The sequence below is a fragment of the Lysobacter concretionis Ko07 = DSM 16239 genome, assembly GCF_000768345.1.
Classification (GTDB): Bacteria; Pseudomonadota; Gammaproteobacteria; order Xanthomonadales; family Xanthomonadaceae; genus Novilysobacter; species Novilysobacter concretionis.
Window position 1 is genome coordinate 92286 of the sequence record NZ_AVPS01000009.1, and the last position, 12271, is coordinate 104556.

A 12271-nucleotide genomic window follows, 5' to 3' on the forward strand; every position below is an offset into this window, starting at 1 on the left:
CGGCACCGCCGCCGCCCTGCTACTCCGTCGGCGCGGTGTACACGGCACGACCGTCGACGTAGGTCGCCAGCACCTGCAATGCGCGCAACTGCACGGGGTCGATCACCAGCGGATCCTGCGCCAGCACGACGAAATCGGCGCGCTTGCCGACCTCCAGGCTGCCCACTTCATCCTCGTCGAAACCGGCGTATGCGGCGTCCAGGGTGAAGCCACGTAGCGCCTCGAAGGCGGTGAGCTTTTCCTCCGGCTGCCAGCCGCCCAGCGGCAGGCCGTCCGCGTCGGTGCGGGTGGTGGCGCTGTACAGGCCCAGCCGCGGGTCGACCGATTCGACCGGGAAATCCGAACCCAAAGCGAGTCGCGCACCACTGTCGCGCAACTCGCGCCACGCGTAGGCCGTCTCGATCCGCTGCGGCCCCAGGCGATCGCCCGCCCAGGGCATGTCGCTGGTGGCGTGGGTCGGCTGCATCGAGGCGATCACGCCCATCTGCGCCAGTCGCGGCAGGTCGGCCGGGGACAGGACCTGGGCGTGCTCGATACGCCAGCGGTGATCGCCACCGACCTCGTTCCCCAGCGCCTGCGCGTAGGCGTCCAGCACGACCCGGTTGCCCCGGTCGCCAATCGCGTGGGTCGCCACCTGCACCCCGCAGCGGCGGGCTTTCGCGGTGGCCTCGGCAAGCTGCTCCGGCTTGGCCATCAACAATCCGCGGTTGCCGTGGTCGTCGCTGTAGTCGGTCAGCAACGCCGCGCCACGGCTGCCCAACGCGCCGTCGGCGAACAGCTTCACCGAGCGCATCTGCAGGTGCCCGGCGCGGTGCTGGTAAAGGCCATCGCGGCACAGCATCGCCAGCGCATCGCCGTCCCCGGCCGCCATCGCATTGATCCGCAACGGCATCTCGCCGCGATCGGCCAGCTGCTGGTAATGCCGCAGTGTGGCCAGCGACACGCCGGCATCGTGGACGCCGGTCAGGCCATGCTCGACAGCGGCCTGCATGCCCAATGCCAGGGCGCGTTCGGCGATGGCATCGTCAAGCTCGGGCACCTGCGCATCGACCAGATCCATCGCCGCGTCGACGAACACACCGCTCGGTCGACCTTGTCCGTCACGCTCGATCTTGCCGCCGTCGGGCTGCCAGTCACCGGCCAGGTCGCGCTCCACCAGCGCCATCGCCGCGCTGTTGGCCCAGCCCGCGTGGCCGTCGACCCGACGCAGCCAGACCGGGCGATCGGGAAACGCGGCATCCAGGTCGGCGGCCGTCGGGAACTGTTTTCCCGGCCACAGGTTCTGGTCCCAGCCGCGCCCCAGCAGCCACACGCCCTCCGGCAGGTCGTCGGCAAACTCGCGCAGCCGTTGCAGGGCTTCGTCCTTGCTGGTGGCGCCAGCCAGATCGGCCTGCATCGCGTTCAATCCCAGGCCTGCGACATGGCCGTGTGCGTCGATCAGCCCGGGGATCACCGTGACGTTGCCGACATCGAGGCGTCTGGCATCGGGATATTGCCGCAGCAGCGCCTCGCCGGAACCCACGGACAGGATCCTGCCGCCCTCGTCGAAGGCCATCGCCTGCGCACGCGGTTGCAGGGCGTCCATGGTGTGGATCCGGGTCGCGGTCAGCACGGTCACCTCGGCCGCGCCCGCTGCAGCGGCAAGCGGCAGCAGCATCGCCAGCAGGGTCGCCTTCCACAAACCTCTTTGGGGCACGTCGACTTGAAGCACGCCGACTTGAAGCATGTCGCTCTGAAGCATGCCGCCCTGACGCTGCCAGCTCCGGATCGCGCGCGTTGCCTGCATGGCCTTGTCCCCCTTGAATGATCCGGCCACTTTGCGAAAAGTCCGCGCCGGGTGCAAGCTGGCGTGCCCACGGAAGACAGTCCACCGATGGCTTCACGCACGATTTCCGAGTTCGCCCTGGATCCGCCCGATGCCGAGCGGCTGGCGAACCTCAATGGTCCCTTCGATGGCCACCTGCGCATGATCGAGTTGCGTACCGGGGTGGAAATCGCCAATCGCGGCAACGTGTTCCGCGTGACCGGCCCGAAGGCGACGGTCGGCGCCGCCGAGAAGGTACTGCGCGAGCTGTGGCGCGAGGCCGACGGGCACACGCTCGACGAGCACGCGATCCACCTTGCCCTGACCGGCGTCGATGCCCAGCGCATCGTGGACGAGGACATCGAGCCGCAGGAGGTCGTGATCCGGGTCAAGCGCGGCACCGTCCGTGGCCGCGGGGCCAACCAGGCCAGGTACCTGCATGCGATCGCGACCCACGACATCAATTTCGGCATCGGCCCGGCCGGCACCGGCAAGACCTTCCTCGCCGTCGCCAGCGCGGTGGAGGCCCTGAACGAATCCCGCGTGCAGCGACTGGTGCTGGTGCGCCCGGCGGTGGAAGCCGGCGAGAAGCTCGGCTTCCTGCCCGGCGATCTGTCGCAGAAGGTCGACCCCTACCTGCGGCCGCTGTACGACGCGCTGTACGAGATGCTCGGCGTGGAGAAGGTGCTCAAGCTGCTGGAGCGCAACGTCATCGAGATCGCACCGCTGGCCTACATGCGCGGACGCACGCTTAACGATGCGTATGTGATCCTCGACGAGGCGCAGAACACCACGATCGAGCAAATGAAGATGTTCCTGACCCGGATCGGCTACGGCAGTACCGCCGTCGTCACCGGCGACCTGACCCAGAACGATCTGCCCAAGCACCAGAAATCCGGTTTGAAGGATGCGCTGGAGGTGCTGCATGGTGTCGACGGCATCAGCTTCACCTTCTTCGAATCGCATGATGTGGTGCGCCATCCGCTGGTGGCCCGCATCGTCAATGCCTACGAGGCGCGCGACGCCCGGGACGCCCCCACCGGGCCCACCCCACCCGGAACCGGCGCCTGAACCGGCCCGTCCAGGATCCATCGCCCATGACTCTCGGCCCCACTGTGCTCGACGTCTCCATCAGTTACGGCCTGCCGCGCAGCGGTATTCCGGCCGCCAACAGCTTCCGGCGCTGGGTGGCCGCCGCACTGGATGGGCGGATCCGCGAAGCCGACCTGGCGATCCGCCTGGTCGATGCCAGGGAAGGAAAATCGTTCAATCGCCATTACCGCGGCAAGGACTACGCCACCAACGTGCTCAGCTTCCCGGCTGAACTCCCGGAAGGGGTGAAGTTGCCGCTGCTGGGCGACCTGGTGATCTGCGCGCCGGTGGTGGCCCGCGAAGCCGCCGAACAAGGCAAGCCGCTGAACGCGCACTATGCCCACCTCACCGTGCATGGCGTCCTGCACCTGCTGGGCTGGGATCACGAGGACGAGCGCGAGGCGGAGTGCATGGAGCAGCTGGAACGCGAGATCCTGGCCACCCTGGGTATTGCCGACCCCTATCTGGAAGAGTCGTGACCCGGACGCGCACCTGACGCGCTACCGCGCTCATTGCATGCGCTAGACTCGCCTTGGCGTCCATCCCCCGGACGTATCCAATGAATGCGATCCATGTCCGAGGACGACAGTAGTACCCCCACCCAGCCTTCTGCGCACGACGCGCCGGAGCGGCACGACAAGCGCCGCTCCTGGTTCGACCGCATCAGCTCCGCGCTGTCGGGCGAGCCGTCATCCCGCGAGGATCTGGTCGAACTGTTGCGCGATTGCCAGTCCGATGGACTGATCGAGGCCGACACGCTGACCATGATGGAGGGGGCGATCGCGATCTCCGACCTCAGCGTCGGCGACGTGATGATCCCGCGCTCGCAGATGGTCATGCTGGCGGCCGACATGCCGTTGATGGAACTGATGAAGCAGGTGGTCGAGTCCGGCCATTCGCGTTTCCCGGTGCACGGCGAGGACAAGGACCAGATCATCGGCATCCTGCTGGCCAAGGACCTGTTGCAGGGCGTGGTGGCCGACAACGGCCCGGCCAGCATCCACGAACTGGTACGCCCGGCGGTGCTGATACCCGAGTCCAAGCGGCTGAACATCCTGTTGCGCGAATTCCGCCAGTCGCGCAACCACATGGCGATCGTGATCGACGAGCACGGTGGCGTGGCCGGCCTGCTCACCATCGAGGACGTGCTGGAGCAGATCGTCGGCGACATCGACGACGAACACGACGAGGCCGAGGACCCGGACGCGCTGATCTCGGCCCAGGCCGACGGCCAGTTCGTGGTCGATGCGCTGGCGCCAATCGAGGACTTCAACGACCACTTCGGTGCGGACTTCGACGACGACGAATACGACACGATCGGCGGCCTGGTGACCGCCGCGATCGGCCACCTGCCCGAAGCCGGCGAGGAGCTGATCCTGGGCCGGTTCGTGTTCCGCGTGGCCAGCGCCGATGCGCGCCGGGTCCATGCCTTCCACGTGAGCGTGCTGGGTGACGCCTGACGGCCTGGGCCCCAGCGGGACCGACCACTGGGCACCCGAGCCCAACCCCGTACATGGCACGACCCGTCCCCACGCAGCCCTGAGGCAATTCGCGGTACTGGCGCTGATGTGGCTGTGCGCGTTCGCCGCCGTCGCCGCCCCGCGCATCGGCGTGGTGACGATGCAGCCCGGCGAGATCTTCTTCGAGCGCTTCGGCCACAACGCGATCCTGGTCGCCGACCCGGTCGCAGGCACCGCGACCTCCTACAACTTCGGCTACTTCGATCCGACCGAAGCGGATTTCATCAGCCGTTTCGTGCGCGGCGACATGCGCTACCAACTGGCCGCCCTGCCCTTGCAGCAGGATCTGGCGTACTACCGCGAAGTCGGCCGCGGCGTCAGCCTGCAATGGCTGGATCTGGACGACGCGCAGGCGCAGGCACTCGCCGACGCGCTGGCGGAGAACGCGCGGCCGGAAAACGCGCACTACCGTTACGACTATTTCCTCGACAACTGCTCCACCCGGGTGCGCGATGCGCTGGACCGGGTGCTCGACGGCGGCCTGCGCCGGCAGATGGGCGGATCGCAGGGCAGCACCTTCCGCAGCGAATCGACCCGGCTGGCATCGCCCGACTTCTGGATGCGGCTGGGCTTCGACATCGGCCTGGGGCGCGCGGCGGATCAGCCGCTGTCGATCTGGAGCGAGGCGTTCGTGCCGATGCGACTGGCGGCGGCGCTGCGCCACACCCGCAATACCGGGGGACGGCCGCTGGTCGCCGAGGAAATCGAGCTGTTGCCGCACCGGCTTCGTCCGGAACCCCCGGAAATGCCGCAACGCTGGTGGCCCTGGTTGCTGGCCGGCATTGCCCTGGGCGCAGGGCTGCGCTGGCTGGGCATCCACAGGCCCCGCATCGCCGCCGCGATCGCGCTGCCGGCCTGGACGCTGGCCGGTCTGGTCGGCGCGCTGATGCTGTTCATCTGGTTCGGTACCGAGCACCGGTTCGGGTGGGCCAACTACAACCTGCTGCTGCTCAACCCGCTGGCCTGGGCGTTGCTGCCGGGTGGCTGGCAGGTGTTGCGCGGACGTTCTCCGGGGCGCTGGTTCGGCATCGTCCTGACGATCCTGGTGGTGCTGGCCACGCTGGGACTTTTCACCCACGGGATGCAATTGCGGCCGCAGCAGAACCTGCACTGGATCGTGCTGCTGCTGCCGATCCACCTGGGCCTGATGCTGGGCCTGCGTCGCCGCCAGCAACCGGCTCGGCGATAAGCGCCGAGGCTGCTCCCGGTCCTTGCCGCCTGTCCGTCGCGCGGGCAGGATGCCGATGATGGATATCACCGACACGCCTCACCCTGCCCTGCCCAGGCTGCTGCCTGCGAGCGTGGTCAACTGCGCCGCCTACGGTCGCGATGGCAGCCGGCGGGATATCGACCTGGAGGCGATCAGCGACGTGCTGGCGGTGGACGATGGCAGCTTCGTCTGGGTCGGCTTGTACGAACCCGACGACGCAATCCTGGAGAAGCTGCAGGAGGAGTTCGACCTGCACGACCTGGCCATCGAGGACGCAAGCAACGCGCACCAGCGGCCGAAGATCGAGACCTACGGCCGCTCGCTGTTCATCGCCGTGCACACCGCCCAGGCGATCGATGGCGAGATCCATTTCGGTGAAACCCACCTGTTCGTCGGCTCCCGCTACCTGGTCAGCGTGCGCCACGGTGCATCCAGCAGCTACGCGACCGCACGCGCACGGATGGAGCGCGAGCCGGAATTGCTGCAACACGGTTCGGCAGGGGCGCTGTATGTGGTGCTCGACATGGTCGTGGACCGTCTGCTGCCGATCGTCGACGAGTTCAGCAATGCGCTCAACGCCTTGGAGCAGGACATATTTGCCGACGACTTCCGCAAGCACACCGTGCAGAAGCTCTACGACCTCAAGCGCGAGCTGACCCGGCTGCGCATGGCGGTCGCACCGTTGCAGGATGTCCTGTCCCAGTTGGCACGCCCGCGGGCGGAACTCATCGACGAGGAAATGCAGCTGTATTTCCGCGACATCCACGACCATGCCATGCGTATCAACGAGAACACCGACACCCTGCGCGAGATGCTGACCGCGGCGGTCAGCGTCAACCTGTCCCTGGTCACCGTGCGCCAGGGCGAGATCGTCAAGCGCCTGGGCGCGTGGGCCGCGCTGCTGGCCGCGCCCACGCTGATCGCCAGCTGGTACGGGATGAACTTCATCCACATGCCCGAGCTGGCCGGGCGCTGGAGTTATCCGATCCTGATCGGCGCGGTCGCGGTGAGCGTGGTGGTGCTGTACCGGATGTTCAAGCGCTCGGGCTGGCTGTAGGAAGCAGTCGCGTCAGCCGGCCAGCCACTGCAGGCCCAGTCCCGTGATGTAGGCGCAGTAGGTGCCCAGCGCGTAACCGAACACGGCCAGCAACACGCCGACCGGAGCCAGTGACGGATGGAACGCGCTGGCCACCACCGGTGCCGATGCCGCCCCGCCGATATTGGCCTGGGAGCCGACGGCGAGAAAAAACAGCGGCGCACGGATCAGCCGCGCCACGCCCACCAGCAACACGGCATGCACGCTGATCCAGATCGCCCCGAGCAACAGCAGCATCGGCTTGTCCGCCAACGCCTTCAGGTCCATCTGCATGCCGATCGTGGCGATCAGCACGTACAGCATCACCGAGCCGATGGTGGAAGCCCCCGCGCCCTCCAGCCGGCGGGCGCGGGTGAAACTGAGGATCACCCCGAAGGTGGTCGCAAACACCACGATCCAGAAGAACCGCGAGTCCAGGCTGTAGTCCTGCAGGCGCCACTCCAGCGGCAAGGACTGGATCCAGCCCACCAGCGGGGTGGCGAGGAAATGCGACAGGCCGGTGAGTCCGAGCCCGATCGCGAAGATCAGCATGAAGTCGGTCATGGTCGGCACGCGCGCATGCTCGGCCTGGTAGGTCGCGATATGCCGCTTGAGGTCCTCGATCGCGGACGTGTCCGCGCCGACCCAGCGATCGAAGGCGGCCGCGCGCGGCGCCATGAACAGCAGGATCGCCATCCAGAAGTACGCCACGATCACGTCGACTGCGACGAACTGGCCGAACAGCGTCGCATCCACCTCGAACACCTCCTTCATCGCCGCCTGGTTGGCGCCGCCGCCGATCCAACTGCCGGCCACGGTGGTCATGCCGCGCCAGGTCTCGTTGGCCACCGTCTCCGGGTGGATGAAGCCCATTGCCCAGAACGACACCAGCGCACCGAGCATGACGCCGGCGGTGCCGGTGAGGAACATGATCAGCGCCTTCGGCCCCAACCGCAGGATCGCGCCGATGTCCATCGCCACGCAGAACAGCACCAGAGCGCTGGGCAACAGGTAGTCGCGCGCCATCGGGTACAGCCCCGAGCCGGCTCCATCGATCAGGCCGATGCTGTTGAAGATCGCCGGCACCAGGTAGCACACCAGCAATGCGGGCACGACGTTGTAGAACTTCTGCCAGAACCCGTCCGGACGCGATGCCGTCCAGAACACGGCTCCCAGCGTGACGGCGAGCAGGCCGAGGACGACGGCATCGTCGGTGATCAGGGCGGTGGAAATGTCGGGCATGGATCAGACTCCGAAGCCATCGGCGGACGCATGGCGGTCAGGGGGACAGGTCGACAGAGGCAGGCCGGCGCAGCCGGCACGCAAGAAAGGAAAACGGGGAATGACTCGTGCGGAAAACCGGCCGCGGCTATCGCCGCCGCGACCGGCCCGGATGACGTGCCTACTGGCCCAGATGCTGCTGCAACCAGCCGTTGACGGTGTCATGCCACTGCACCGAGTTGTGCGGCTTGAGAACCCAGTGGTTCTCGTCCGGGAAGTACAGGAACTTCGACTCGATGCCGCGGCGCTGCAGCGCGGTGAACGCACCCAGGCCCTGGCTGACCGGAATCCGGAAGTCCATCTCGCCATGGACCACCAGCATCGGCACGCGCCAGTCGGCGACGTGGCGGCTGGGGTTGAACGTCTCGTAGTCGGCGCCCTTGTCCCACGGGCTGCCGCCGTTCTCCCACTCGGTGAACCACAGCTCCTCGGTGACGAAACCCATCATCCGGGTGTCGAACACGCCGTCATGGTTGACCAGGCACTTCCACGCGCCCGAGGCCGGTGTGTGCCAGTTGCCTGCGATCCAGTTGACCATGTAGCCGCCGTAGCTGGCGCCCAATGCGCAGGCGTTGCCGCCATCCAGGAACGCGTATTTTTCCTGCGCCGCCTTCCAGCCTTTCTGCAGGTCCTCCAGCGGGCGGTCGCCCCAGTGCTGGCTGATCGCATCGGTGAAGGCCTGGCCGTAGCCGGTGGAGCCGTGGAAGTCGATCATCACCACCGCATAGCCCTGGCCGGCATAGGTCTGCGGGTTCCAGCGGGTGCTCCAGCCGTTGCCGAAGCTGCCCTGCGGGCCGCCATGGATCAGGAACGCGACCGGGTACTGCCTGCCTTCCTCGTAGTTCCACGGCTTGAGCACGTAGCCGTGCACGGTGTCGTTGTTCCAGCCCTTGAAGTTGAACTGCTCGAACTCGCCGAACGCCACCTCCGGCAGCATCTCGCCGGCGCTCGGCGTAATCGCCCGCTCGAACCCGCCATCGGTGCTGCCGGTGAACACCTGGTTACCGCTGGTCAGGCTGTTGCGGGTGAACGCGAGCGTGTCGCCGGCGACCTGCACCGAACCGATGCTGCCGTCACCGACCAGTTCGGTCACCGCGCCGCTGTCGACGTCGATCGCGAACAGCGGATGCTGGCCCACCTGCTGGGCGGTGACATACAGCGTCGCCCCGTCCGCCGACAGCGCGATGCTGTCTGCCGAGCGGTCCCAGCCCGGAGCGATTTCGCGGCTCTCGCCGGTCGCCAGGTCCAGCACCATCACGCCAAAGCGGTCGGCCTCGAAGCCGGGACGCTTCATCGCGCGGTAATACAGGCGGTCGCCGCCCTGGCTGAACACCGGACCGGTGTCCCAGGCGAGGTTGGCGGCGGTCAGGTTCTTCGCCGCGCCGCTGCCGTCGGCGCTGACCTGGTACAGGTCGAAATTGGTCGACCACGGCTCCGTGCGGTCGGACTTGCGCACGCTCATCACCAGCGACCGGCCGTCCGGGGCCCAGGTGTATTCGCTGCTGTCGCCGAACGGCCGGGACGGCACGTCGCCGATCACATCGGTCGCGATCGCGGTGGCCGTGCTCGCCACTGCCTTGCCGGTCGGCAACGCGGTGACGAACACGCGGTTGAGGCGGCCGTCGTTCCAGGCATCCCAATGGCGCACGAACATGCGGTCGTAGACGACGCCGGTTTCCGGGCTCGCCGCACGCGCATCGAGCTTCGCCTTGGTGCAGGCCAGGTCGCTGCCGCAGTCGACGAACGCCTCGACGTTGAACGCCACTTTCGAGCCATCGGGTGAGAGCTGGTAGCCACCGACATCCAGCGGAAAGTCAGTCAGCTGGACCGGCTTTCCGCCCTGTGACGGGATCGCATACAGCTGCGAGGTGCCGGACTTGCCGCTGAGGAAGTACACCGTCCTGCCGTCGGGCGAGAACGCCGGTGAATTGACGTTCCAGCCTACCGGGGTCAAGCGCACCGGCGGTGCGGCGTCGCGGGTGAGCAGGTTCTCGACCCACAGCGAGGACGAAGCCTTGTTCGCGTCGAAGTCGGTCACGCTCTTCGCAAACACCACCAGCCGCCCATCGGGCGACAGGACCGGCGAGGAGAAGCGATCCAGCGTCGCCAGATCCTGTGGCTGCAGGCCGCGGGTGGCTGCCTGGGCGGAAAGACTGGTCGCGGGCAACGCAAGCGCGATCAGCAGCGGCATGACGGCGTGACAAAAACGCATGGGAACTCCCCTTTCTTGTCGGAACATCAGTGAACTCCGGTGGCAGGGCTCGCGCGGCAATCGCGGCAAACCCGGTCCACCGCTATGCATTGGCCGGCTGCGCCTTCGCGCCGGTGCGGTACAGCAGCCAGCCGACCACGGCCAGCACCGCAAGGCCGATCCATTGGCTGAAGTGCCAGGCAGCCGGCAACGCCAGCACGTCGGCACGCCCGGACACCACGATCGGGATGGCGATGGCGATGCCCATGAGCGCCTCGCCGGTGATCAGGCCGGCGGAGAACAGCACACCGGGACGATGGATGCGGTCCTTGTCGTCCTCGTTGTCGGCCGCCAGCTTCTGCTTGCGCTCGACCAGGTGCGCCAGCAGGCCGCCGAGGAAGATCGGCACCATCAGCTCCAGCGGCAGGTAGATGCCGATCGCGGCGGCGAGCACCGGCACCCGGAACTTCGAGCCGCGCTTCTTCAGCCATTCGTCAAGACCGATCACCAGCCCGCCGACCACGCCGCCCAGGGCGATCATCACCCACGGCAACTCGCCGCCGAACATGCCCTTGGCGACCGAGGCCATCAGCATCGCCTGCGGGGCGGCCAATGGATTGGGGTGCTCGGCGGTCGGTGCGCCGATGCCGTAGGCCGCCGACAGCAGGTTCAGGACCGGCGCCATCACCAGCGCACAGGAGAACGCGCCGATGGCCAGCATCAACTGCTGCTTCCACGGCGTCGCGCCGACGATGTAACCGGCCTTCAGGTCCTGCAGGTTGTCGCCACCCACCGCCGCCGCGCAGCACACCACCGCGCCGATCATGATCGCGGCCACCGCGCCGATCGGCGACTCGCGGCCGAGCAGCAGCACCAGCACCAGGGATGCGAACAGGATCGTGGCGATGGTGATGCCCGACACCGGGTTGTTGGACGAGCCGACCAGGCCGGCGAGGTACGCCGACACCGACACGAACAGGAAGCCGGCAATGATCATGATGATCGTCATCAGGATGCCGATCGCCCACGGGCTGCCGACGGAGGGATCGGCGGCGACGATCGCGTGGTACAGCACCGCGAGCGGGAGCACGAACACCACCAGCGCGATCAGCATCCACTTCATTGGCAGGTCGCGCTCGGTTTCGGCCACCACGTGGCCAGCGCCCTTGCGCGCCGCGGCGATGCCGCTCTTGATGCCCGAGGCCAGCGACTTGCGCAGCGAGAACAGCGTCCACACGCCGCCCACCAGCATCGCGCCGACACCGAGGTAACGGACCTTCGCGCTCCAGATGGTGAACGCCGCACCGGTGGCGTCCTGTCCGGCCAACTGGGCCGCCAGGGCCGGATCGGTGCCGGTGAAGAACGCGTAATACAGCGGGATCGCGATATGCCAGGACAGGATCGCGCCCGACAGCACCACGATGCCGACGTTCAGCCCGACGATGTAGCCCACCCCAAGCAGCGCGGGCGACAGCCCCGTACCGAGGTAGGCGAGCGCCTTGCCATTGCCGAGGAAGCCGGCTTGCGCCCAGCTGTCGGGAATCATCCGCAGGCCGCTCTGGGCGGCCAGCTTCACCGCAGCGCCGATGACCGCGGACAACGCCAGGATCTTCAGCCCCGGCCCCGGATTGTCACCGGCCTTGAGCACCTCCGCCGCCGCCTTGCCCTCGGGGAACGGCAGCGGATCCTCGACGATCATCGAGCGCCGCAGCGGCACCGAGAACAGCACGCCGAGCAGGCCACCCAGTCCGGCGATGGCCAGCACCCACGAATACCGGAAGTCGTCCCAGTAACCCAGGATGATCAGCGCCGGGATGGTGAAGATCACGCCGGCGGCAATCGACGAACCCGCCGATGCACCGGTCTGGACGATGTTGTTCTCCAGGATCGTGCCGCCACCGAGCAGGCGCAGCACACCCATCGACACCACCGCCGCCGGGATCGCCGTGGCGATGGTCAGGCCGGCAAACAAACCCAGGTAGGCGTTCGCCGCGGCCAGGATCACCGCCAGGATGATCGCCAGGACGACGGCGCGGAAAGTCAGTTGCGGAGGTGCGGGTACGGGTGTGCTCATCGAAGGCTCCGGATGGACGCAGGC

The 12271-nt window shown here is 67.5% G+C and carries 9 protein-coding genes; 5 read left to right on the forward strand and 4 right to left on the reverse strand.

Translation table 11 applies throughout. The annotated features are described in order from the left end of the window. Nucleotides 1–19: 19 nt before the first annotated feature. Complete coding sequence (locus tag N792_RS11610) at nucleotides 20–1786, reverse strand: amidohydrolase (RefSeq protein ID WP_224743859.1); 1767 nt, start codon at nucleotides 1784–1786, stop codon at nucleotides 20–22. Between the two features lie 87 nt (nucleotides 1787–1873). On the opposite strand from N792_RS11610, the gene N792_RS11615 reads away from it, so the two are divergent. From N792_RS11615 to corA, 5 genes are all read left to right on the forward strand, one after another. Continuing rightward, nucleotides 1874–2875 (forward strand): PhoH family protein, encoded by a 1002-nt coding sequence (locus tag N792_RS11615; protein WP_036195375.1) that lies wholly within the window; start codon nucleotides 1874–1876, stop codon nucleotides 2873–2875. A 26-nt stretch (nucleotides 2876–2901) separates the two neighbouring features. Further along, a complete protein-coding gene (ybeY, locus tag N792_RS11620; protein WP_036195377.1) occupies nucleotides 2902–3375 on the forward strand; it encodes an rRNA maturation RNase YbeY in 474 nt (157 codons plus the stop codon). A gap of 93 nt (nucleotides 3376–3468) precedes the next feature. Next, nucleotides 3469–4356: a CorC family transporter gene (locus N792_RS11625; RefSeq protein WP_036195379.1), complete on the forward strand. Its 888-nt coding sequence runs from the start codon at nucleotides 3469–3471 to the stop codon at nucleotides 4354–4356. A gap of 106 nt (nucleotides 4357–4462) precedes the next feature. Further along, nucleotides 4463–5605 (forward strand): lipoprotein N-acyltransferase Lnb domain-containing protein, encoded by a 1143-nt coding sequence (locus tag N792_RS11630; protein ID WP_052104036.1) that lies wholly within the window; start codon nucleotides 4463–4465, stop codon nucleotides 5603–5605. A gap of 58 nt (nucleotides 5606–5663) precedes the next feature. Further along, on the forward strand, nucleotides 5664–6683 hold the full coding sequence (gene corA / locus N792_RS11635; RefSeq protein ID WP_052104047.1) for a magnesium/cobalt transporter CorA: 1020 nt from the start codon (nucleotides 5664–5666) through the stop codon (nucleotides 6681–6683). Nucleotides 6684–6695: 12 nt separating this feature from the next. Here corA and N792_RS11640 read toward each other — a convergent pair whose 3' ends face one another. The 3 genes from N792_RS11640 to N792_RS11650 all read right to left on the reverse strand — a co-directional run bounded on the left by N792_RS11640 (nucleotide 6696) and on the right by N792_RS11650 (nucleotide 12247). Then, a complete protein-coding gene (locus N792_RS11640; protein ID WP_036195380.1) occupies nucleotides 6696–7943 on the reverse strand; it encodes a DUF819 family protein in 1248 nt (415 codons plus the stop codon). A 160-nt stretch (nucleotides 7944–8103) separates the two neighbouring features. Further along, nucleotides 8104–10194 carry a S9 family peptidase gene (locus N792_RS11645; protein ID WP_036195383.1) on the reverse strand — a complete coding sequence of 697 codons (2091 nt, stop codon included), beginning with the start codon at nucleotides 10192–10194 and terminating at the stop codon, nucleotides 8104–8106. 82 nt (nucleotides 10195–10276) lie between these two features. After that, nucleotides 10277–12247: an OPT family oligopeptide transporter gene (locus N792_RS11650; RefSeq protein ID WP_036195384.1), complete on the reverse strand. Its 1971-nt coding sequence runs from the start codon at nucleotides 12245–12247 to the stop codon at nucleotides 10277–10279. Between the last annotated feature and the right edge of the window lie 24 nt (nucleotides 12248–12271).